General features: G+C 57.3%; 20 protein-coding genes and 1 pseudogene. 11 read left to right on the top strand and 10 right to left on the bottom strand.

What is annotated here, in order from left to right; all coding sequences use genetic code 11:
• Nucleotides 1–33: 33 nt before the first annotated feature.
• Nucleotides 34–235 (bottom strand): annotated as a pseudogene (locus AO242_RS29715) (enolase C-terminal domain-like protein); the annotation flags it as partial.
• Nucleotides 236–427: 192 nt separating this feature from the next.
• Between AO242_RS29715 and AO242_RS13805 the strand changes: the two are divergent.
• The 5 genes from AO242_RS13805 to ggt all read left to right on the top strand — a co-directional run bounded on the left by AO242_RS13805 (nucleotide 428) and on the right by ggt (nucleotide 5558).
• Entirely contained in the window at nucleotides 428–892 is a 465-nt protein-coding gene (locus tag AO242_RS13805) for a mobile mystery protein A (protein ID WP_099269153.1), read from the top strand.
• Nucleotides 893–1049: 157 nt separating this feature from the next.
• Complete coding sequence (locus AO242_RS13810) at nucleotides 1050–2480, top strand: coniferyl aldehyde dehydrogenase (RefSeq protein WP_099269154.1); 1431 nt, start codon at nucleotides 1050–1052, stop codon at nucleotides 2478–2480.
• A gap of 469 nt (nucleotides 2481–2949) precedes the next feature.
• Complete coding sequence (gene coaD, locus AO242_RS13815) at nucleotides 2950–3429, top strand: pantetheine-phosphate adenylyltransferase (RefSeq protein ID WP_027899686.1); 480 nt, start codon at nucleotides 2950–2952, stop codon at nucleotides 3427–3429.
• Between the two features lie 100 nt (nucleotides 3430–3529).
• Entirely contained in the window at nucleotides 3530–3781 is a 252-nt protein-coding gene (locus AO242_RS13820) for a YfhL family 4Fe-4S dicluster ferredoxin (RefSeq protein ID WP_099269155.1), read from the top strand.
• A gap of 61 nt (nucleotides 3782–3842) precedes the next feature.
• Nucleotides 3843–5558 (top strand): gamma-glutamyltransferase, encoded by a 1716-nt coding sequence (gene ggt / locus AO242_RS13825; RefSeq protein WP_099269156.1) that lies wholly within the window; start codon nucleotides 3843–3845, stop codon nucleotides 5556–5558.
• Nucleotides 5559–5568: 10 nt separating this feature from the next.
• Here ggt and AO242_RS13830 read toward each other — a convergent pair whose 3' ends face one another.
• The 3 genes from AO242_RS13830 to AO242_RS13840 form a co-directional block, all read right to left on the bottom strand.
• Nucleotides 5569–5910 carry a multidrug transporter gene (locus AO242_RS13830; protein WP_099269157.1) on the bottom strand — a complete coding sequence of 114 codons (342 nt, stop codon included), beginning with the start codon at nucleotides 5908–5910 and terminating at the stop codon, nucleotides 5569–5571.
• A gap of 300 nt (nucleotides 5911–6210) precedes the next feature.
• Nucleotides 6211–7023 (bottom strand): bifunctional DNA-formamidopyrimidine glycosylase/DNA-(apurinic or apyrimidinic site) lyase, encoded by an 813-nt coding sequence (mutM, locus tag AO242_RS13835; RefSeq protein WP_027899682.1) that lies wholly within the window; start codon nucleotides 7021–7023, stop codon nucleotides 6211–6213.
• A 41-nt stretch (nucleotides 7024–7064) separates the two neighbouring features.
• A complete protein-coding gene (locus tag AO242_RS13840; RefSeq protein ID WP_161628575.1) occupies nucleotides 7065–7877 on the bottom strand; it encodes an HDOD domain-containing protein in 813 nt (270 codons plus the stop codon).
• 375 nt (nucleotides 7878–8252) lie between these two features.
• Between AO242_RS13840 and AO242_RS13845 the strand changes: the two genes are divergently transcribed.
• Complete coding sequence (locus AO242_RS13845; RefSeq protein WP_099269158.1) at nucleotides 8253–9449, top strand: class I SAM-dependent rRNA methyltransferase; 1197 nt, start codon at nucleotides 8253–8255, stop codon at nucleotides 9447–9449.
• Nucleotides 9450–9470: 21 nt separating this feature from the next.
• Here AO242_RS13845 and AO242_RS13850 read toward each other — a convergent pair whose 3' ends face one another.
• Complete coding sequence (locus AO242_RS13850; protein ID WP_141562213.1) at nucleotides 9471–9965, bottom strand: hypothetical protein; 495 nt, start codon at nucleotides 9963–9965, stop codon at nucleotides 9471–9473.
• Nucleotides 9966–10169: 204 nt separating this feature from the next.
• A complete protein-coding gene (locus AO242_RS29720; RefSeq protein ID WP_255879654.1) occupies nucleotides 10170–10301 on the bottom strand; it encodes a hypothetical protein in 132 nt (43 codons plus the stop codon).
• A 4-nt stretch (nucleotides 10302–10305) separates the two neighbouring features.
• Here AO242_RS29720 and AO242_RS13855 point away from each other — a divergent pair, with 4 nt between their 5' ends.
• Nucleotides 10306–10965, top strand: a complete 660-nt coding sequence (locus AO242_RS13855; protein ID WP_176560624.1) for a TIGR04211 family SH3 domain-containing protein — start codon at nucleotides 10306–10308, stop codon at nucleotides 10963–10965.
• 546 nt (nucleotides 10966–11511) lie between these two features.
• On the opposite strand, the gene AO242_RS13865 is transcribed toward AO242_RS13855, so the two are convergent.
• Complete coding sequence (locus tag AO242_RS13865; RefSeq protein ID WP_099269161.1) at nucleotides 11512–11970, bottom strand: REP-associated tyrosine transposase; 459 nt, start codon at nucleotides 11968–11970, stop codon at nucleotides 11512–11514.
• Nucleotides 11971–12287: 317 nt separating this feature from the next.
• Here AO242_RS13865 and ilvD point away from each other — a divergent pair, with 317 nt between their 5' ends.
• On the top strand, nucleotides 12288–14135 hold the full coding sequence (gene ilvD, locus AO242_RS13870; protein ID WP_099269162.1) for a dihydroxy-acid dehydratase: 1848 nt from the start codon (nucleotides 12288–12290) through the stop codon (nucleotides 14133–14135).
• A 205-nt stretch (nucleotides 14136–14340) separates the two neighbouring features.
• On the opposite strand, the gene AO242_RS13875 is transcribed toward ilvD, so the two are convergent.
• Both AO242_RS13875 and AO242_RS13880 read right to left on the bottom strand, forming a co-directional pair.
• The gene (locus AO242_RS13875; RefSeq protein ID WP_099269163.1) at nucleotides 14341–15399 is read right to left on the bottom strand and encodes a phosphorylcholine phosphatase; all 1059 of its coding nucleotides are present in this window, start codon (nucleotides 15397–15399) and stop codon (nucleotides 14341–14343) included.
• Between the two features lie 235 nt (nucleotides 15400–15634).
• Nucleotides 15635–16147, bottom strand: coding sequence for a dihydrofolate reductase (locus AO242_RS13880; RefSeq protein ID WP_099269164.1), 513 nt, complete (start codon nucleotides 16145–16147; stop codon nucleotides 15635–15637).
• Nucleotides 16148–16254: 107 nt separating this feature from the next.
• Between AO242_RS13880 and AO242_RS13885 the strand changes: the two genes are divergently transcribed.
• The 3 genes from AO242_RS13885 to AO242_RS13895 all read left to right on the top strand — a co-directional run bounded on the left by AO242_RS13885 (nucleotide 16255) and on the right by AO242_RS13895 (nucleotide 19684).
• Nucleotides 16255–17634, top strand: coding sequence for a DUF2868 domain-containing protein (locus tag AO242_RS13885; protein ID WP_099269165.1), 1380 nt, complete (start codon nucleotides 16255–16257; stop codon nucleotides 17632–17634).
• Nucleotides 17627–19015: a GTPase/DUF3482 domain-containing protein gene (locus AO242_RS13890; protein WP_099269166.1), complete on the top strand. Its 1389-nt coding sequence runs from the start codon at nucleotides 17627–17629 to the stop codon at nucleotides 19013–19015. The genes AO242_RS13885 and AO242_RS13890 overlap by 8 nt, the downstream gene beginning before the upstream one ends.
• A 213-nt stretch (nucleotides 19016–19228) precedes the next feature.
• A complete protein-coding gene (locus tag AO242_RS13895; protein WP_027899672.1) occupies nucleotides 19229–19684 on the top strand; it encodes a YkgJ family cysteine cluster protein in 456 nt (151 codons plus the stop codon).
• Between the two features lie 189 nt (nucleotides 19685–19873).
• Here AO242_RS13895 and typA read toward each other — a convergent pair whose 3' ends face one another.
• Nucleotides 19874–21694 carry a translational GTPase TypA gene (gene typA, locus AO242_RS13900; RefSeq protein ID WP_095100978.1) on the bottom strand — a complete coding sequence of 607 codons (1821 nt, stop codon included), beginning with the start codon at nucleotides 21692–21694 and terminating at the stop codon, nucleotides 19874–19876.
• Nucleotides 21695–21825: the final 131 nt, after the last annotated feature.

Genomic DNA, 21825 nt, shown 5'->3' on the forward strand with positions numbered 1-21825 from the left:
TCCGGGCATCAACCGTCCGGACATCACTTTCCTTCAAGGGCGCTTGCCAATTTCCACTTGCTGCGCGGTCCAGGGCTTGACCTGCTCGCTCAACGACTCTGTCGGATAAGCCGCTGCCAGATGAACATGACCCCATGGCAAAGTGCGATGCCAGCATCAATCTGGCCTGCTCGGCCATCGCCGCTACTTTCAGATAAGGCGTAATACCGCCATCTCTTGGCACATCCTGAATGACACCCTATAGGCGTACACCTCGCAAATAAGTGTAGGCCTATAGAGTTACATTATTTATATAGATGCACGCCTATGAGCTAACATAAAAATACATATGTACGCCTGAAGGCTTACGATTTTTTCTAAAATCACAACCTATAGGCCTACGGTTATTTCTGCAAAGCTGCCTGATGGCTGCCAAAAGGGGGATTCCATGGGTACTTCGTCACTGAACAAGCTGCGTCTGAATCAGGTAGAGCGTGCATTGGAACCATTCACTGCTTTAAAAGGCAAAACCGTACCGCCCGGGGGTTGGCTGCGTTCAATCCGAGAGTCGCTCGGCCGCTCTTTAAGGAGTCAGGCTGCATGTCTGGACCTGTCACCAACGACCCTTCAGAAATCCGAAAAGTCTGAAGCCGAGGACCGGATCACGCTCGGTCAGCTGCGAAAGTTGGCAAATGGACTGGATTGCGAGCTGGTCTATGCACTTGTGCCAAAAAAGCCACTGCACGAAATGGTCGAAGACCGTGCGCAATGGCTGGCACAGAAAGAAGTGATGGGGGTTTCACACACCATGGCCCTTGAAGATCAGCGCCCCTCTGACGCATTCGTCGAACGTAAGGTGAATGAGCGGCGTCAGGAGTTGCTAGCGGGTGCATGGAGCCGACTGTGGCGTTAGAGACGACCCTGAAACCCGGGCAAACGCCCCTGGATGCTGACGAATCACTGCTCACTCAAAGCATAGAATCTCGGAAAACATAGCAACCCAACACGGAATTTGACTTCCTAGGGCAATGACTCTAAAAACAGTGGATAACTCCAAACGGAATTGCCACATGCCTGCCGAACTCGCCTGGTTATCGGATCGCTCACAACCCACCAGCGAACTTGAGCGAGTGTTTGCCGAGCAGCGCAAAGCCTTTGCCGCCAATCCGATGCCTACCGCAGACCAGCGCCTGCAATGGCTTGCCAGTCTGCATGACCTGCTCTGCACCGAGCAGCAGGCTTTGATCGAGGCAATCAGCAGTGACTTCAGCCATCGCAGCGCTGATGAGACGTTGCTCGCCGAGTTGATGCCCAGCCTGTTCGGCATCAAGGACGCCCGTAAGCACCTGAAAAAATGGATGAAGCCTGCCAGACGAAAAGTGGGCATCGCCTTCCAGCCCGCATCGGCCAAGGTGGTGTATCAACCGCTGGGCGTCGTCGGCGTTATCGTGCCCTGGAATTACCCGCTGTTTCTGGCAATCGGGCCGATGATTGGGGCGCTGGCGGCAGGTAATCGGGTGATGCTCAAACTCAGCGAATCGACACCGGCCACCGGTGAACTGCTCAAACGTCTTTTCGCGCAGGTGTTCCCGGAAGATCTGGTCGCCGTAGTGCTGGGCGAAGCGGACGTCGGCATCGCATTCTCAGGGTTGCCGTTCGATCACTTGTTGTTCACGGGCGCAACCAGCGTTGGCAAGCATGTCATGCGTGCCGCCGCGGAAAACCTCACGCCGGTTACGCTTGAGCTTGGCGGCAAGTCCCCGGCCATCGTGTCCCGTGATGTGCCGCTGAAAGACGCGGCCGAGCGCATCGCTTTCGGCAAGACACTCAACGCCGGGCAAACCTGTGTCGCGCCTGATTACGTGCTAGTGCCGGAGGATCGTGTTGAGGAATTCATCGAAGCGTACAAAACCGCCGTCCTCAGGTTTTACCCCACGCTGGCTGACAACCCGGATTACACGGCGATCATCAATCAGCGTCAGTTGGCTCGACTGAACCGCTATCTGGATGACGCCGCAGACAAAGGCGCACAGATTATTTCGCTTTACGAAAGCGGCCAGGATCGACGCATGCCGTTCAGCCTGCTGCTTGATGTCAGCGAAGATATGCTGGTGATGCAGGACGAAATCTTCGGCCCACTCCTGCCCATCGTGCCGTACTCAGGGATCGACGAGGCATTCGCCTACGTAAATCAGCGCCCTCGCCCACTGGCCTTGTATTACTTCGGCTACGACAAAGCCGAACAACAACGCGTGCTGGAACAGACTCATTCCGGCGGTGTGTGCCTGAATGACACCCTGCTGCATGTCGCCCAGGATGACTTGCCGTTTGGCGGCGTCGGCCCTTCAGGCATGGGCCATTACCACGGTCATGAAGGCTTCCTGACCTTCAGCAAGGCCAAAGGCGTGCTGATCAAACAACGCCTCAATGCTGCCCGGCTGATCTATCCGCCTTATGGGAAAGCGATGCTAAGGTTGGTCTATAAAGTGTTTATCCGGTGATGGCGGGACTCTGTTTAGTGCATCCGAATCGACACCGCACTGTAGGAGCCTACGAGCAACGCGAGGCAGCGATGGCGTTCTACCTGAGACACCGCTTTCGCGGCCTCGCGGTGCTCGTGCGCTCCTACAGAACGCATTCCAATTCAATTGCATACATGTAGTTTGATGGGAGCTGCCCCGATGTCCATCACACCGCCCTGACTCGCGGCAAACATGGCCCCTGTAGGAGTGAGCTTGCTCGCGATAACGTTCTGCCAATCAACTATTTTGTGACAGAAAGACCGCTATCGCGAGCAAGCTCACTCCTACATATCTACCGTTTCGCGATGTCCGGCAGGGACAGGGCATACACAGCTCTAACGCTCAATTTCAATGGCAATACGACCTTAGCCTTCAGCACTTCGACTTGGCCCACCGGGAATGCTGCGCTACCATCCGACTCCCCAAGGACTCCGACCAGGACGACGCGATGAACCGAGTGTTGTATCCAGGCACCTTCGACCCTATTACCAAGGGCCACGGCGATCTGGTCGAGCGCGCATCGCGCCTGTTCGATCATGTGATCATTGCGGTTGCCGCCAGCCCGAAGAAAAACCCGCTTTTCCCACTGGAACAGCGCGTGGAGCTGGCCCAAGAGGTCACTAAACACTTGCCGAATGTCGAAGTGGTAGGCTTTTCGACACTACTGGCGCACTTTGCCAAAGAACAGAACGCCAATGTGTTTCTGCGTGGTCTGCGCGCCGTCTCTGACTTTGAATACGAGTTCCAGCTGGCCAATATGAACCGCCAATTGGCACCGGACGTCGAAAGTCTTTTCCTCACGCCATCCGAACGGTACTCGTTCATTTCCTCGACGCTGGTCCGTGAAATCGCGGCCTTGGGCGGAGATATCACCAAGTTTGTCCACCCGGCTGTCGCCGAGGCGCTGACTGAACGCTTCAAACGCTAAGTTTTACGGTAACGTCCGGGTGCAACGAAACGACTAATGCGGCACAATTCGCCGCATTAGATTTCATATGCCCCGGCTTTGACCGTGGCAGGAGTGTTCCATGTCCCTGATCATCACTGACGATTGCATCAATTGCGACGTCTGCGAACCCGAGTGCCCGAACGAGGCGATTTCTCAAGGTGAGGAGATCTACGTGATCAATCCGAACCTGTGCACCGAATGCGTTGGCCATTACGACGAGCCGCAATGTCAGCAAGTCTGCCCCGTGGATTGCATCCCGCTGGATGAAAGCCGCGTCGAAAGCAAAGACGAGCTAATGAACAAATACCTGATCATCACCGGCAAGGCTTGACCCCTCGGCGCTGAATCGCTGACATCCAGCTATCTTGCCGGCCGACCAAAGCGAACCCGGCATGACCCTCAAGCACGTTCTATCCAGTGTTTTTTTGCTTTGCGCTTTATCAGCGCAGACGACTTTCGCTGCTGAAGCGGCGTTTCCCCGCCCAGCAAAATCCGCCATTGCCAGCCCGCATCCAGAAGCCACTGCAGCGGGCCGGGAGATCATGGTGGCGGGCGGCAATGCCTTCGACGCTGCCGTGGCCATCAGCGCCGCGCTGGCCGTGGTTGAACCTTATGGTTCGGGATTGGGCGGCGGCGGGTTCTTCCTGTTACGCCAAAGCGGCGCGCAGACAGGCTATGTGTTTCTGGATGCGCGAGAAAAAGCACCGCTCAAAGCGACTTACGATCTCTATCGCCGCAACGGCAAGATACAACCTGGCCTCTCACTGAACGGCCCTCTGGCCGCCGCCATTCCGGGCCTGCCCGCAGCATTGGTCGAATTGGCCGAGCGTTATGGCAAGCTACCGCTGAACATCTCCATGGCACCGGCCATTCGCCTGGCGTATCAGGGCTTCCCGGTCGACAGAATTTACCAGCAACGCGCCACCGCTCGCCTTTCGGCACTGCGCGACGACCCGGAAAGCGCGCGTCTGTTTCTGCGTAACGGCGAAGTCCCGGCGATGGGCGCGATCATCCAGCAGCCGGAGCTGGCCGCGACGCTGAACCGGCTGGCCAACAATGGCCGCGATGGTTTCTACGCTGGTCTGACGGCTCAGTCGTTGGTTCATGGCGTGAAAACGGCAGGCGGCATCTGGAATTCAGAGGATCTGGATCAGTATCAGGTCGCGACAAGAGCGCCGCTGCGTTTTCGCCTGGATGATCAGCGAGAGCTGATCAGCGCCCCGCCACCCTCCGCAGGCGGCGTAGCGTTGGCCCAAAGCCTGATGATGTTGCAACAACTCCCATGGCAGCAGTCAGACAAAGTGCAGCGCGCCCACTATGTGCTGGAAGTGCTGCGGCGCGCCTATCGTGACCGTGGTTTGCTGGGCGATCCGGACTTCGTCGCCAATCCTCTGAATAATCTGCTGGATCGCGAGTATCTGGTGCATATGGCGGGCAGCATCAACCCACAAGACGCGACGCCAAGCAGCAGCCTCGAGCCGTCACCGCGCTGGCGTGAAGGTGAGCACACCACCCATTTTGCCGTTCTGGACACAGACGGCAATGCAGTCGCGGCGACGCTGTCAGTCAATTTGCCATTCGGCGCGGCGTTCACCGTGCCGGATACAGGCGTTGTGCTGAACGACGAAATGGATGATTTCGCTGCCGACCCACAAGGCAGCAACGCCTATGGACTTGCAGGCAGTAAAGCCAATTCGATTGCGGCAGGAAAACGTCCACTGTCCAGCATGAGCCCGAGCTTTCTGGAAAGCCCCGATGAGTTCGCCGCATTCGGCACGCCGGGCGGCAGCCGTATTCCGAGCATGGTGCTGCTGTCGATGCTGGAGTATCTGAATGGCCAGCCGATTGCCAGTTGGCCAGCCGTGCCGCGCTACCATCACCAGTACCTACCGGACGTGGTCGAGCACGAGCCGGGAGCGTTCAGCCAGGAAGAAATGAAAGCCCTGCAATCGCGCGGTTATCACTTCAAGGAAGTTTCGCGAGGCTATGGCAACCAACAAGTGTTGCTGTGGGACAAGACCGGGAAACGTATCGAAGCGGCCAGCGACCCGAGAGGCCTCGGCGTGTCAGAAACATTCGATCCGAAGGTCAGGCAAACCGCGCCTTGAATGGCAGGTTTTACTCTTGCTTACCGTAACCGTCCCCAGTGCAACCCAGGCAGCGCACGAAAGCGGCTTTGCCAGGATCAACCACCAATGCTTTGCCGGTTGCGCCGAGGTTCCCGCCAGCGGCAGCGAATGGCGAAGCAATGACAAACAGACCGGCGCCGACAATAGTGGCTGCGATGAGTAGCGGTCGGGCAATCAGCAAATCGCCGATCATGGCGTAAGCCGGTGGATTCTGGATGCTGTAAACCGGGTCTCCGCTGCCGTGAATCACCGGCTCGTTGGCCATGGCAGGCATTGCCTGCATGCCGAAAATCAAAGCCAGGCTGGCGGCGATCAGTCGAAACGGCTTCATGGCATGGTCCTTCATGTACAGCGGGTTGGGATGCCGTTAACTATAAACAGCGATGAGGGTTAAGCAAGTGGGGCAAATACAACAACATGTTGAAGCGACTCCCTCTTGTGGGAGCCGGGCTTGCCCGCGATAAGCACCACACATGAAATTGCGCTCTTCCGTAGGACCGGCTTTAGCCGGGAGGGCGTCGGGACACCCACCAAATCTTCTTCGCCAGAAATACCGTCCTCCCGGCTAAAGCCGGTCCTACGGGATTGCAGGCAAACATCGAATCGTCCACCGTCCGAGCGTTTACCCGCATCACTTCTGACACTTCGGGCAATACACACTCGCCCGCTGCCCCAGCTTGATTTCACGCAACGTAGTGCCACAGATTTTGCAGGGCTGCTCGCCACGGCCATAGGCAAACAACTCTTGCTGGAAGTAACCAGGCTGACCATCGCCACCAATGAAGTCACGCAATGTCGTACCGCCACGCTCGATGGCGGCGGCCAGGATGCGTTTGATCTCAATCGCCAATCTCAGATAGCGGGCACGAGAAATGGTTTTTGCCTCTCGACGCGGATCAATACCGGCCGCAAACAACGCTTCGGTGGCGTAGATATTCCCCACGCCCACCACCACTGCGTTGTCCATGATGAATGGCTTGACCGCAATGGACTTGCCCCGCGAACGCTCGAACAGGCGCTGACCATCAAAAAGATCGGTCAGCGGCTCAGGCCCCAAGCGCACCAGCAGCTCATGATTAAGCGGGTCCAGGCTCCAGAGCATTGCGCCGAACCTGCGTGGATCGGTATAGCGCAGCGCCATGCCGGACTCCAGCTCGATATCCACATGCTCATGCTTGAGCGCGGGCATGCCAGCCTCCACCAGACGCAGGTTGCCTGACATGCCCAAGTGGCTGATCAAGGTCCCGACTTCGGCCTGAATCAGTAAATACTTGGCGCGTCGCTCGACCACCACAATCTTCTGCCCTGAGAGGCGCACATCCAGATCTTCCGGGATCGGCCAGCGCAGACGCCGGTCACGTACAATGACGCGGCTGACACGTTGGCCTTCGAGGTGAGGCGCAATGCCCCGGCGGGTGGTTTCAACTTCGGGTAATTCAGGCATGGATAACTCGGTGATGCGCGAAGCGATGCAACGGCGCGAGATCAGTGCGCGGACAGTTCGCGAATGCTTTCTTTAAGGTTTTCGAAATCGTAATCGGACAGACCAACGTAATCGAGGATCAGATGCCCGATGGCATCCCACTCGTGATCTTCATCTTCGTTGCCGAGCACCTTGTGCGACGCGCAGATATGCTCGGCCATTTTCAGCACCGCCAGCAGGTTCTTCAGCGGGGCGTTACGGTTGGAATCATCCTGAAAAATCGCCAGCGCATTATGGTGATTAGCGATGGCATTGGTGACATGTTCAGGCAAACGCCAGGACTTTGCCGTGAAATAGCCGACAACGGCGTGATTGGTATCAAACGTTTCGTTTTCAGTGTCCACGACCCGGCGCTCCCCACTTGCACTGGTATAAGCCTGCTCCAAGACCTCCATATAGTTGGGGAAGCGCTTGAGCATCAGGGGAATGCCGCAGTCATGGAAAAGACCCAACGCGTAGGATTCGTCCACAGTTTGAGAGCCAATGCGCTTGGCCAGCGTCAGACTGGTCATCGCCACGTCCTGAGTCGAATCCCAGAAACGGTTCAGCGTCACGATGGTTTCATCGCTCATCTCGCCCTTGATCGACTGCGCATTGATCAGGTTGATCACAGAGCGAATCCCCAACAGATTGACCGCCTTCTGGATCGAGGCAATCTTGTTGGCAAGCCCGTAGTGAGCCGAGTTGACGATTTTCAGCAGAGCCCCTGACAAACCAGGATCTTGAGAAATCAGCTTCGCGATCACATCAAGATCGGGGTCGGGCATGTACTGCTCCATCTGCAAATCCACCATGATTTGCGGTTGCGGAGGCACACTGATGCCTTGCAAGACGTGCTGAATCTGCTCGGACGTAAGCTCTTGGGACATAGGTAAACACTCAAGGACAGATCTGGATTCTACTCCTTCATGCCCGTGGCTTTATAGCCATCAATGCCGACGGTAAACGCCTTAAAGGCGTCAATTATCCCGACACTGAAGCAGCAGCCCTTGCAAGCCGCTAAAAAATATCGAGATGTGTAGCCATTTCAAACTGTGAAGATTCTGAAGAAATCCATTTCAAAAGAGGGACTCGTGCGGTCGGGATGATCGAGCCTGCGGCTGCACAACCGCTAGCCGGTTAATTCACATCATCGCGCCCCAGAGCGAGATGACGCGCTATAATCCCGCTCTTTTTTCCGGAGCGACGTCATGTCCCTGCCTAGCTTGCGCCTCAAAGCCAACGCCGACCGTCGCCTGCGCGCCGGTCACTTGTGGGTCTACAGCAACGAAATCGACGTAGCCGCGACCCCGCTGCACGGCTTTGCCGCAGGTGATCAAGCCGTGCTGGAAGCCGCAGGCGGCAAACCGCTGGGCATCGTCGCCATGAGCCCCAACAACCTGATCTGCGCCCGCCTGCTGTCGCGGGACGTCAAGTTGCCGCTGGACAAATCGTTGCTGGTGCATCGCCTCAACGTAGCCTTGTCTCTGCGTGATCGCCTGTTCGACAAGCCGTTCTATCGCCTGGTCTATGGCGACTCGGACCTGCTGCCGGGCTTGGTCGTTGATCGTTTCGGCGACATTCTGGTGGTCCAGCTGGCGTCTGCCACCATGGAAAAACACAAGGAAGACGTCCTTGCCGCCCTGGTTCAAGTGCTCAAGCCAAGCGGCATCCTGTTCAAGAACGACTCGGCCGCGCGCGATGCAGAAGGCCTGAACCGTTATGTTGAAACCGCATTTGGCCTGGTTCCGGAGTGGGTCGCGCTGGAAGAGAACGGCGTGAAATTCGAAGCGCCGGTCATGGAAGGTCAGAAAACCGGCTGGTTCTACGATCACCGCATGAACCGCGCCCGCATAGCCCCGTACGTAAAAGGCAAACGTGTTCTGGACCTCTACAGCTACATCGGTGGCTGGGGCATTCAGGCCGCAGCGTTCGGCGCCACTGACGTAACCTGCGTCGATGCATCTGCATTTGCACTGGACGGCGTGGAGCGCAACGCTGCACTGAACGGTTTTGCGGAGAAACTCACCTGCATCGAAGGTGATGTGTTCGCAGCCCTTAAAGAGCTGAAAGCCAGCGAAGAGCGCTTCGATGTGATCGTTGCCGACCCTCCGGCCTTCATCAAACGCAAGAAAGACCTGAAAAACGGTGAAGCCGGATACCGTCGCCTGAACGAGCAAGCCATGCGTTTGCTCAGCAAGGACGGCATCCTGATCAGCGCGTCGTGCTCAATGCACTTGCCGGAAGATGACCTGCAAAACATCCTGCTGACCAGCGCCCGCCACCTGGATCGCAACATCCAGCTGCTCGAACGCGGCGGCCAGGGCCCGGATCACCCGGTACACCCGGCGATTGCCGAAACGCGCTACATCAAGAGCATCACGTGCCGGTTGTTGCCGAATAGCTAAGCTGTAACGACTCCCTTTGAATCAAGGGGAGTCGTATTTCTCCAGCCGGATTTTCAGGTCACGAGTAGCAGATCTGAAACCGAAGCTCACTATCATCAGACCAAAAATTGCTACCGCGAATCCTAGAAGAATCACGGCCTCTTGATCGATTATCCCCGCTATAACCATCCCGAAAAACACCATGTTGCAGATACCCATAATTATCATCGTCGGGATATAGCTCATTCCAGGATTGCCCTTATCTCTTAGAGCATCAAGCTGCTCTTGAGGGGAGATCAACATGCATCGACAATGTGGACAGGCCAAAGGCTGCCTTATAAACAATGTCTTTTGCTGCTCCTTGCTTGGTAAAAACGTTTTGTCGCAATCACCGCAATCCGCCTTCATGCCTACGACACAAACAAAATTGTCGCCCACTTCATCCTCCCGACCAAACCGGGCCTCCCTAGTGGAAAGCGCTGCGGTGCGTCGGCATCCTATAGAGATGACTGGACGTAAAAAATCCGTCAGCAGCACTTTCAGAAACCTCCTACAAACAAAACTGTACGTTAGATACCACGATCATCTGCCGAGCTATTCGCTGTCATCCTAGCCAAGACTTTCTACCGCAAGTCAGAATTCCGTCACTGTCACACCCCGGCAATGAACCCGAACGGTTTTTGACGGTCAGTGTGTGGGGATAAAAAAGGATGGCGTTGCTGGCGTTGAGCCCCAAAAGGCTCATGTATTCCCCTTTTCGCCCATGCCGATCATCCATCGCAGTTGCAGCGCTTTTGCCCTGCAGATCACTGCCCCATCTTTACCGGCCCGACCATCGGCGCCTTTATCTTTCCTTTTATCGAAGATAACCATGTCTATGTCTCGTCATCTTTCAGCACTCATTTCTCGTCTTCCTCGTGTTTTCAACTACCGCACTCTAGGCGCTGGCTTGCTGATCGCTGCTTGCACTACAGCCCATGCGGCAGAACCCAAAGCCAATGACCGCTGGGTCAGTGACAGCCTCAATACGTATGTGCGCAGCGGACCAACCGACGGCTATCGGATTGTTGGTACCCTTAAGTCCGGCCAGAAGGTTGAGCTGATCAGTACTCAAGGCGAGTACAGCCAGGTGCGTGAGGGTGGTAACTCGGTATGGATTCCGACTGCCGACCTGCAAAGCCAGCCCGGCCAGGCCGAACGTCTGCCGGAACTGACTCAGCAGGTGGCTGATCTGAGTGGCCAGCTCAAGACCATCGATGACGGCTGGAAGGTGCGCGTGCAAGGGATGCAGGAAACCCTGGATACCCGTAAAAAGCTGATCGACGAGCTAGAAGCCCGGAGTAAAGACCTCAACGAGCAACTCACCGCGGCCCAGTCAGAACTGCGCACGACCCAGGCCAAACTCGGCGATGAGAACAACCTCGTCCTGATGCGCTATATGGTCTACGGCGGCAGCATCGCCGGTGCAGGCCTGCTGGTCGGCCTGATCATCCCGGCCATGACACGCGGGCGTAAGAAGAATGATGGTTGGGTTTGAATTTGCGTAACGACAACTGACGTCATCGCGAGCAAGCGCGCTCCTACAGTTGAAATCCTGTAGCAGGCTTGATCGTCGGCTTGATCATCCCGGCAATGATTCGCGGGCGTAAGAAGAATGACGGTTGGGTTTGAATTTGCGTAACGGCAACTGACGCCATCGCGGGCAAGCTCGCTCCTACAATTGGAACCGGGTCATCTGTAGGAGCGAGCTTGCTCGCGATGACGCATTCAAAACCACACATTGTCCCAAAGCGGGTAGTCCTCAATTCGCGCCACCAAACGACTGGCCTTGATGCGTAACGGCCGCTGACGCCGTCGCGAGCAAGCTCGCTCCTACAGTTGGAACCGGGTCATCTGCAGGAGCGAGCTTGCTCGCGATGACGCATTCAAAGCCACACATTGTCCCAAAGCGGGTAGTCCTCAATTTGCGCCGCCAAACGACTGGCCTTGATGCGTAACGGCCGCTGACGCCATCGCGAGCAAGCTCGCTCCTACAATTGGAACCGGGTCATCTGTAGGAGCGAGCTTGCTCGCGATGACGCATTCAAAGCCACACATTGTCCCAAAGCGGGTAGTCCTCAATTCGCGCCACCAAACCTGCCCGAAACGGATTGGCAAGGATGTAATCGGCAACCTTTTCTAGATCCTCATCGTATCGAATAGCCCTGTCGTGATAACCCTTTTGCCATAACGGCTCGCTGCGTCCGCGCGCACGATTCACCGATATAGCGCTACGAGATTTCACACCCTGCATAAGCGCCTGCAACGTTCCGGACCTGAGCTCGACCAGCCAGTGAAAATGATCCGGCATTACGACCCACGCGAGTGATCTCACCAAATCCTGATCCTGAGCACGTCGAAACTCCTCCTCGACCAAACGCCCAAGCCTCCAATCCGTAAAAACCGCCTGCCGGTTCTGCACGACGGAAGTGAGTGAGTAGATGCGGCCGATTTCCGAGTACCTTCCGATGCGAGCTTGTTTACTGCGATGTAAATCTGGCAATCCATTGCCCTCCACCCAAAAATAAAAGGCTAGTCGAGGGTTTCAACATCACCGCAGCTCAACTACTGCCGGATGTATCGCCGAAGACATTCATCCATAAATCCCCCCGCTTAGCATCCCTTCTGCGCCCTACAGGTGTAGAATCGGCGCTATTCATCGCCAGTCATCCCCGGCGGGTTTATGAGCTCAGGCCGAGCGCACGGTGATCCCGTGGCGTGTCGGTTTCCCTCGCAGCAAGCGGTCACTGCCGTTTGTCCGTGACGACACTAGAGGCTCAATCCCTTTCTATTTACCTGGTTAGCCGCCCGGAGTGCTCCATGCCTGATTACCGCTCTAAAACGTCCACCCACGGCCGCAACATGGCCGGCGCTCGTGCCTTGTGGCGCGCAACCGGGATGAAGGACGCAGACTTCAAGAAACCGATTATCGCCGTTGCCAACTCGTTCACCCAGTTCGTACCGGGCCACGTCCACCTCAAGGACATGGGCCAATTGGTTGCCCGTGAAATCGAGCGGGCCGGTGGCGTCGCCAAAGAATTCAACACCATTGCCGTGGATGACGGCATTGCCATGGGCCACGACGGCATGCTGTATTCGCTGCCGAGCCGCGAGATCATCGCCGACTCCGTCGAATACATGGTCAACGCCCACTGCGCTGACGCCATCGTCTGCATCTCCAACTGCGACAAGATCACCCCAGGCATGTTGATGGCTGCTTTGCGCCTGAACATCCCGGTGATCTTCGTTTCCGGCGGCCCGATGGAAGCCGGCAAGACCAAGCTCGCCTCCCACGGTCTGGATCTGGTCGATGCCATGGTCATCGCAGCCGACTCGACGGCCAGCGACGAAAAAGTCGCCGAATACGAGCGCAGCGCTTGTCCGACCTGCGGTTCATGCTCCGGCATGTTCACCGCCAACTCGATGAACTGCCTGACCGAAGCACTGGGTCTGGCACTGCCGGGCAACGGCTCGACACTGGCCACTCACAGCGACCGCGAGCAACTGTTCCTGCAGGCTGGCCGCACCATCGTCGACCTGTGCCGTCAGTACTACATCGAAAACAACGACGCCGTCCTGCCGCGCAACATCGCCAACTTCAAGGCGTTTGAAAACGCCATGATGCTCGACATCGCCATGGGTGGCTCGACCAACACCATCCTGCATTTGCTGGCTGCCGCTCAGGAAGCCGAGATCCCCTTCGACCTGCGTGACATTGATCGCCTGTCGCGCACCGTTCCGCAGCTGTGCAAAGTGGCGCCGAACATCCAGAAGTACCACATGGAAGATGTGCACCGCGCCGGCGGTATCTTCAGCATCCTCGGTTCACTGGCCCGCGGCGGTCTGCTGCACACCGACCTGCCGACCGTCCACAGCCCGTCCATGGAAGAAGCGATCGCCAAATGGGACATCACACAGACTGACGATGAAGCTGTGCATACCTTCTTCCGTGCAGGCCCTGCCGGGATCCCGACCCAGACTGCATTCAGCCAGTCGACGCGTTGGGAAACAGTGGATGACGACCGCGAAAATGGCTGCATCCGCAGTTTCGAGCACGCCTACTCGCAAGAAGGCGGTCTCGCCGTGCTGTACGGCAATATCGCGCTGGACGGCTGCGTAGTGAAAACCGCAGGGGTCGACGAATCGATCCACGTATTCGAAGGCAACGCCAAGATCTTCGAAAGCCAGGACAGCGCTGTGCGCGGCATCCTTGCTGACGAAGTCCAGGCCGGCGACATCGTGATCATCCGCTACGAAGGCCCGAAAGGCGGCCCGGGCATGCAGGAGATGCTGTACCCGACGTCGTACCTGAAATCCAAAGGTCTGGGCAAAGCCTGCGCATTGCTCACCGACGGTCGTTTCTCGGGTGGTACTTCGGGTCTGTCCATCGGCCACGCGTCGCCTGAGGCAGCTGCGGGTGGCGCGATTGGTCTGGTGCGCGACGGCGACAAAGTACTGATCGACATCCCGAACCGCTCGATCAACCTGCTGATCGACGACGCAGAAATGGCCTCGCGCCGTGCTGAACAAGACAAGAAAGGCTGGAAGCCGGTTGAAGCGCGCCCACGTAAAGTGACGACAGCGCTGAAAGCCTACGCCCTGCTCGCTACCAGCGCCGACAAAGGCGCTGTGCGCGACAAGGCGTTGCTGGACAAGCTGGTGCCTTAAGCTTTTTCAGTGAACACAAAAAACCCGGCAGCGATGCCGGGTTTTTTTGTTGCTGATTTTTGTTGGAGCGAGGCTTGCCCGCGAAAAACGATAACGCGGTGAACCTGCCCTGCCGAGTTGCCTACTTCGCGGGCAAGCCTCGCTCCAACTGAAGACCTCGGCACATCAGTTAGTGTATGTAGATCGCTCCTACGAGATGACGCGCTTACTGAATCTCATCCGGCTTGACGATCACCCAGTTCTTGTCCGCGGTCACCGGCAAACCTTCTTTGGCCTGAGCCTCTGCATTGCTTTTGATCATGCCGTTCAACTGGGTCATGTATTTGTCTTTGCGGTTGATCCACAAATGCACGCCGCCCTTGTTGACGTCTACGCCGTGGAACAGCATGTAGCCATCGCTGGTTGGCGTATCGCCTGCTACGAGCACTGGTTTCTTCCATTGGTCGATGTAGGTGAGGATTGCTGCCTGCTTGCCCGCCATCCAGGTCGCTGGAGTCCAGAGATAAGGCGTCAGTTCCAAGCCGAGGTTGGCCTTCTCGTCGTACTTGCCCGCCGTGATCTGCTTGCGCGCAGTAGTCAGCTCGCCGGTCTTCTTGTCCTTGAGCAGCATGGTCACGCCAATCACGTTCTGCGGTTTGACGTTGTAGCCGTACTTGGGATCAGCGGCGACCATCCGCACCAGCTCTTCAGAAGCAGCGGTCATCACGTAGACCTCAATGCCGTTTTCCATCAGTTTGTTGAACAGTTCTTTCTGGCCGGTAAAGATGCGCGGCGGCTCGACATCGAGCTTCTTGACCACATCGCCATCGTAGTAAGTGGCAGGGATCGGTTTACCCAGGGCCATCAGCTCATCGACATAGCCTTTGAGCTCCTTGAGGGTAAAGCCCGAGAACACTTGAGCGACCCATGGATAGCAAACCATGTCGTCGACTTCACACAGGCGGTAGTAGTAGCTGAACAGGCTTTCCTTGTGATCAGCCGTGTCCTTGAAAGGCATCAGCTTGAGGGATGGATCGAGCTTCTCTCGGGTGATCAGCCCTTTGCTTTCCATGTACGGCAGCAGCGACTCTTCGAGGTCGAAGCGGTAACTGGTGTTGTCCATGTCGAAAACCGCGTAATTGCCCTTGTTGGCATTGGCGGCAATCATCGCATCGAGTGCTTTGGCGGCGGGCTCAGGCCAGTGTTTCAACTCGGTGGCAGCAAACGCCTGCCCGGCCAGACCAAGGCAGAGTGCGGCGGCAAGCAATCGTGGAGCGAACTTCATCGTGGTATCCCCCTGAAAGTTAAGAGGATGGACCGTAACAAATTATGATGACTGATTGGGGATGCCAGCGACTGTGTACGTTCCGAGGGCGTCACACTGGAAGCGATTCGCGACGCAGATTTCCGATTACGACATTTTTGTGACAGAAGCAATCGATCCTCGGTAGGAGCGAACTTGTTCGCGAGGCGATATTCCAGACGGCGACAGGAACAATGCCTCGCCAACAAGTTGCCTCCTACCGGCGCTCCCAAACCTCAAAGCTATACGCAGGCTTGTCATCCACCGCTGGGTTCAACACCTCGGACACCAACGCCCATTCGGCCAGATCAAACTCCGGAAACCACGCATCGCCTTCGGGACTCAATGCCACACGGGTCAGGTACAAGCGATCGGCCTCAGCCAGCCCCTGGGCGTATAACTGCGCACCGCCGATCAGCATCACTTCCGCAACGCCCTGCTCCAGCGCCCATTCTTCAGCGCGGGCAACAGCGGACTCCAGCGACGTAAAGACCTCGGCACCCTCAAGCTGCAGATCCGCTTGGCGCGTGACCACCAGATTAAGGCGACCTGGCAGCGGCCGCCCCAGCGAATCCCAGGTCTTGCGACCCATGATGATCGGCTTGCCCAGAGTCGTGGCTTTGAAGTATTTGAAATCCCCCGGCAAGTGCCAGGGCATGGAATTGTCGACGCCAATCACTCGGTTCTCACCAAGGGCGGCAATCAGGCTAAGCGGAAGTTGATTTTTCATGGCGGCGAGAATAACAGACGCTGACACTGAATTCGTAGCGGCCGATTTGCTCGAATACAGGGCGCAGAGGTTATGCTCCTTTACTGATTCATTCGACGAGACGCTGTGTGACTGCTCTGACTCCCCTCGATACCCTCTGGCTGACCGAAGCCGTGCGCCTGCGCGAAGAACAGGCCGGCCCGCTGGAAGACCTTGAAGCCAACCGTCGCGCCCGGGCCAACGGTGGCGATCTGACGAACCGCGTGCAAAGCCGGGCCCTGTGGCTGGCCGAACGCGATGGCATGCGCTCCGCACTGCCACACTGGAAACAAGGCGCCCGACTGGCCCTGATTGCACTGGCGATTCTCTCGGTACTCAGCGGTGCCGGGCTCGCCTTCGCGGCGCTGGGCGACGGCCAAACGCCGGTCAATGTGTTCTGGGCGCTGGGCAGCCTGCTCGGGCTGAACCTGATTATGCTCTTCAGCTGGGCGATGAGTTTTAGCGTCGCCGGGCAAAACACTGCAAGCCTTGGACGCCTCTGGCTATGGCTCAGTGAAAAGCTTGCCCGCGATGCCCAGGCCGCCCAACTTGCCCCTGCGCTGATTGTGCTGTTGCAGCGCAAACGCTTGAATCGATGGGTACTGGGTGCGGCGATACATGGTTTATGGCTGCTGGCACTGGTCAGCGCGCTGGTGCTGCTATTGATGCTGATGGCGACCCGACGTTATGGCTTTGTGTGGGAAACCACTATTTTAGGTAGCGACACCTTCGTCAGCCTGACCCAGACCCTCGGCATTCTCCCGGCCATGCTGGGCTTCAGCGTACCGGACGAGTCCATGATCCGCGCCAGCGGCGACAGCGCCCTGGTTGTTGAATCAGGTCGTCAGGCCTGGGCGGCATGGCTGGTCGGCGTGCTATTGGTCTATGGCATCGTGCCGCGCCTGATCCTTGCGTTGGTCTGCCTGTGGTGCTGGCGCATCGGCCGGGCTGCACTGAGTCTGGACCTGACCTTGCCAGGTTACAGCCAGCTTCGCGAACGCCTGATGCCCAGCAGCGAGAGACTGGGGGTCAGCGACGCTGCGCCAGAACAACTGCATCAAGTACAGCCCAATGGCACGGCACAACAAAGCAACGGCGCATTGTTGGTCGCTATCGAGCTGGACGATGAACAGCCATGGCCGCCGCTATTGCCGGAAAACGTGGTCGATGCAGGCATTCTCGACAGCCGGGAATCCAGGCAAAAACTGCTAGATCAACTGACCCGCTTTCCGCCTGCCCGGTTGGTGATTGCCTGCGACCCACGTCGCTCACCTGATCGAGGCAGCCTTGCACTGGTTGCCGAACTGGCTCGCTGTGCGGGCGCAACACGAGTCTGGTTGCTATCGGCCCCTGCCGGGCAACATCTGAACGCAGAGCGAGTCAGCGACTGGCACGCGGCGCTGCAGCAACTGGATCTCGAGTGGAGCGACAGTGCGCCACTGAACTGGCTGGAGACGGGTCATGACTGACAAGGACAAGATCCGCCCGCTGAAACTGGCGGTGGTTGGCCACACCAATGTCGGCAAGACCTCGCTGCTAAGAACGCTCACTCGCGACGTAGGCTTCGGGGAAGTCTCCCATAGGCCAAGCACCACCCGCCATGTGGAAGGCGCGCGGTTGTCGGTAGATGGTCAGGCGCTGCTTGAGCTCTACGACACGCCGGGCCTGGAAGACGCCATCGCGCTACTGGACTTTCTCGAACGCCAGGATCGACCGGGCGAGCGGCTGGACGGCCCCGCACGGCTGGCACGCTTTCTGGAAGGCAGTGAAGCAAGACAGCGCTTTGAGCAGGAAGCCAAAGTCATGCGCCAGTTACTGGCCTCTGACGCCGGTTTGTACATCATCGACGCCCGCGAGCCGGTGCTGGCCAAGTACCGCGACGAGCTGTCGATCCTGGCCAGTTGTGGCAAACCGTTGCTGCCAGTCCTGAATTTTGTCAGCAGCGCAGAACACCGGGAGCCCGCATGGCGCGAGGCACTTGCACGACTGGGTCTGCATGCGCTGGTTCGCTTTGACAGCGTCGCGCCGCCAGAAGATGGCGAGCGGCGCCTGTATGAAAGCCTTGCCCTGCTGCTGGAAAACTTCAGAGATCAACTAGAACGGCTGATTCTGGATATTGAGGCCCAGCGCGAAATCCGACGACAAAGTGCTAGCCGGTTGATCGCGCAGTTACTCATCGACTGCGCAGCCTGCCGTCGCAGCGTTTCCACTGAATCGGGCCATGAGCAACAAGCTATCGATGAGTTGCGCAAAGCGGTGCGCCAGCGCGAACAGCGCTGCGTGGAAGAGCTGCTCAAGCTTTACGCGTTTCGCGTTCAGGACGCGGCAGCCAGCGATTTGCCACTGCTGGACGGGCGCTGGGGCGACGATTTGTTCAACCCGGAAACCCTCAAGCAACTGGGCGTACGGGTCGGCGGCGGGATAGCGGCAGGCGCGGCAGCGGGTGCCGGTGTCGATTTGCTGGTGGGTGGCCTCACCATGGGCGCAGCGGCTTTGGCCGGGGCGATTGCCGGTGGTGCATTACAGACTGCCCGCAGTTACGGCGGACGATTGCTCGGCAAGATCAAAGGCCAACGCGAACTGACGGTGGACGATGCCGTACTTCGCCTGCTTGCGCTGCGTCAACGCCATTTGCTGATTGCCTTGGGCGCCAGAGGCCATGCCGCCATGGAAAGCATCCAGTTAACCACACCACAGGATAAAACCTGGCGCGAAGGCAAACTGCCCGACGCACTGCAAAAAGCCCGCGCTCATCCGCAATGGTCGTCGCTGAATCCTGGGGCGAAGCTGAATCAGGCTGAGCGGCAGGAGCAGATTGAAGAATTGGCGAAAGTGATATTCGAATCCTGAAAAATTTTCCCTGCCTGTAGGAGCGCGCTTGCCCGCGATCGCGTTTCTTCCGGCACTTTGATGTTGGATGGAGGAAAGTCATCGCGGGCAAGCGCGCTCCTACAGGAATAGCGCTCGGCCACCACCGGTAGTCGCTTTGCAAAATTTTGCCTACGCGAAATCAACAAGCACCGGTATCATCGCGCGCCCGATACACCCGGAACCGTATTGCTCATGAAACCGACCTTGATCGCCGCCGCAGAAATCGACCGTATCGATACCTGGGCCAAATACTCCAGCCATATGTGCGGAGGCTGTATTTCCAGCTGCTGCACGCTGCCTGTTGAAGTGAAGATCAAGGACTTGATCCGCATCGGCATCGTCGATGACTTCGAGCGCGGCGAACCTGCGAAGAACATCGCCAAGCGTTTGCAGAAGGAAGGGATTGTCGAGCGCTACAACCAGAAATCAGAAATCTTCACCTTGCAGCGCATGAGCAACAACGACTGCCTGTATCTGGATCGCAAGAGCCGCCTGTGCACCATCTACGACAAACGCCCGGATACCTGCCGCAACCACCCCAAGGTCGGCCCGCGTCCCGGCTACTGTGCTTACAAGCCTAAAGATGTGGTTCGTCAGGCGAGCGGCACGCTGAAGAACAACACCAGCACGCCGTTTCCGAAGTTTTAAAGGGATCTATACCCGGATCCCGGTAGGAGCGAACTTGTTCGCGAGGCAATATTTCTGATCAAGCAGGACCGAAGCCTCGCCAACAAGTTGGCTCCTACCAAGACAAACGCTACTCCCTCGCACCACACAAACAAAAACGCCCCCGACCTTGCGGTCGGGGGCGTTTTTTTTAGCCTGATTAAAAACTAATCAGTTCTTGGCTTTCTTGGCAGCGCGGGTACGCTCGCTTTCGTCCAGGATCTTCTTACGAAGACGGATGGACTTAGGAGTCACTTCGCACAGCTCGTCGTCCTGGATGAATTCCAGAGCCTGTTCAAGGGTGAACTTGACCGGCGGAACCAGAGCGATAGTCTCGTCTTTACCCGAAGCACGCATGTTGTCGAGCTTCTTGCCTTTGGTTGGGTTGATACCCAGGTCGTTGTCGCGGCTGTTCAAGCCAACGATCTGACCGCAGTAGATCTCTTGACCGTGTTCAACGAACAGCTTGCCACGAGCCTGCAGGGTTTCCAGCGAGTAGGTCAGAGCCTTGCCGGTTTCAACCGAAACCAGAACGCCGTTCTGACGGCCAGACACATCGCCCGACTTCATGGTGTCGTAACGGTCGAAGATCGAGGTCAGGATGCCTGCACCGGAGGTGAGGGTCAGGAACTCGTTACGGAAACCGATCAGGCCACGAGCAGGGATGTTGTACTCAAGGCGCACACGGCCCTTGCCATCCGGAACCATGTTGGTCAGATCGCCTTTACGCAGACCCATTTGCTCCATGATGGAACCCTGGGATTCTTCTGGCAGGTCGATGGTGACGTTTTCAAACGGTTCCTGCTTCACGCCGTCAACAACACGGATGATCACTTCTGGACGACCGACACCCATTTCGAAGCCTTCGCGACGCATGGTTTCGATCAGTACCGACAAGTGCAGCTCACCACGGCCCGAGACCTTGAACTTGTCAGCGGTGTCGCCTTCTTCAACGCGCAGAGCAACGTTGTACAGCAGCTCCTTGTCCAGACGTTCCTTGATGTTACGGGACGTCACGAACTTGCCTTCTTTACCGCAGAACGGCGAGTCGTTTACCTGGAAGGTCATCGAAACGGTAGGTTCGTCAACGGTCAACGGCACCATTGCTTCCACGTTCAGTGGATCGCACAGGGTGTCGGAGATGAACAGCGAATCCATACCGCTGATGCAGACGATGTCGCCAGCGGCGGCTTCTTCAACGTCGATGCGGTGCAGACCGTGGTGACCCATCAGCTTCAGGATACGACCGTTACGGCGTTTGCCGTCGGCGCTGATCGCTACAACCGGGGTGTTCGGCTTGACGCGACCACGAGCGATACGGCCAACGCCGATAACACCCAGGAAGCTGTTGTAGTCCAGAGCGGAGATCTGCATCTGGAAAGGACCGTCACGGTCAACAGACGGCGCTGGTACGTTGTCGACGATCGACTGGTACAGCGGGGTCATGTCTTCAGCCATTTCAGCGTGGTCCAGACCGGCAATACCGTTCAGGGCCGAGGCGTAGACGACTTTGAAGTCCAGCTGTTCTTCGGTAGCACCCAGGTTGTCGAACAGGTCGAAGATCTGATCCAGAACCCAGTCCGGACGCGCGCCTGGACGGTCAACCTTGTTGATGACCACGATTGGACGCAGGCCGGCTTCGAAAGCCTTCTTGGTCACGAAACGGGTTTGCGGCATAGGGCCGTCTTGAGCGTCAACCAGCAGCAGCACGGAGTCAACCATCGACATTACGCGCTCAACTTCACCACCGAAGTCGGCGTGGCCCGGGGTGTCCACGATGTTGATGTGGTAGCCGTTCCAGTTGATGGCGGTGTTTTTCGCCAGAATGGTAATACCGCGCTCTTTCTCCTGGTCGTTGGAGTCCATCACGCGCTCGTCGTTGAGCTCGTTACGCTCCAGAGTGCCGGATTGGCGCAAGAGTTTGTCTACCAGGGTGGTTTTACCATGGTCAACGTGAGCAATGATGGCGATGTTGCGTAGATTTTCGATCACTTGTGTATCTCGATCAGAGGATTCGGTTAGCTGAATACTGCTAAACAGCTATTTATAACGTCAGAGTCGGCCAAAGCCGTTACGGCTAGACGACTGGCGTCGGGGGGCCGGTGACGCAAGCCACAGGCAAA

This window comes from Pseudomonas sp. ICMP 561, assembly GCF_002699985.1.
GTDB lineage: Bacteria > Pseudomonadota > Gammaproteobacteria > Pseudomonadales > Pseudomonadaceae > Aquipseudomonas > Aquipseudomonas quasicaspiana.

What these genes read in the sequence shown, in the direction of transcription:
- AO242_RS13830 (WP_099269157.1), bottom strand. Translation starts at nt 5,910, where the DNA reads ATGAAGCCGTTTCGACTGATCGCCGCCAGCCTGGCTTTGATTTTCGGC.
- AO242_RS13810 (WP_099269154.1), top strand. Translation starts at nt 1,050, where the DNA reads ATGCCTGCCGAACTCGCCTGGTTATCGGATCGCTCACAACCCACCAGC.
- AO242_RS13805 (WP_099269153.1), top strand. Translation starts at nt 428, where the DNA reads ATGGGTACTTCGTCACTGAACAAGCTGCGTCTGAATCAGGTAGAGCGT.
- AO242_RS29720 (WP_255879654.1), bottom strand. Translation starts at nt 10,301, where the DNA reads ATGGTTATCTTCGATAAAAGGAAAGATAAAGGCGCCGATGGTCGGGCC.
- AO242_RS13895 (WP_027899672.1), top strand. Translation starts at nt 19,229, where the DNA reads ATGAAACCGACCTTGATCGCCGCCGCAGAAATCGACCGTATCGATACC.
- AO242_RS13890 (WP_099269166.1), top strand. Translation starts at nt 17,627, where the DNA reads ATGACTGACAAGGACAAGATCCGCCCGCTGAAACTGGCGGTGGTTGGC.
- AO242_RS13845 (WP_099269158.1), top strand. Translation starts at nt 8,253, where the DNA reads ATGTCCCTGCCTAGCTTGCGCCTCAAAGCCAACGCCGACCGTCGCCTG.
- AO242_RS13855 (WP_176560624.1), top strand. Translation starts at nt 10,306, where the DNA reads ATGTCTCGTCATCTTTCAGCACTCATTTCTCGTCTTCCTCGTGTTTTC.
- AO242_RS13875 (WP_099269163.1), bottom strand. Translation starts at nt 15,399, where the DNA reads ATGAAGTTCGCTCCACGATTGCTTGCCGCCGCACTCTGCCTTGGTCTG.
- ilvD (WP_099269162.1), top strand. Translation starts at nt 12,288, where the DNA reads ATGCCTGATTACCGCTCTAAAACGTCCACCCACGGCCGCAACATGGCC.
- AO242_RS13880 (WP_099269164.1), bottom strand. Translation starts at nt 16,147, where the DNA reads ATGAAAAATCAACTTCCGCTTAGCCTGATTGCCGCCCTTGGTGAGAAC.
- mutM (WP_027899682.1), bottom strand. Translation starts at nt 7,023, where the DNA reads ATGCCTGAATTACCCGAAGTTGAAACCACCCGCCGGGGCATTGCGCCT.
- AO242_RS13820 (WP_099269155.1), top strand. Translation starts at nt 3,530, where the DNA reads ATGTCCCTGATCATCACTGACGATTGCATCAATTGCGACGTCTGCGAA.
- ggt (WP_099269156.1), top strand. Translation starts at nt 3,843, where the DNA reads ATGACCCTCAAGCACGTTCTATCCAGTGTTTTTTTGCTTTGCGCTTTA.
- coaD (WP_027899686.1), top strand. Translation starts at nt 2,950, where the DNA reads ATGAACCGAGTGTTGTATCCAGGCACCTTCGACCCTATTACCAAGGGC.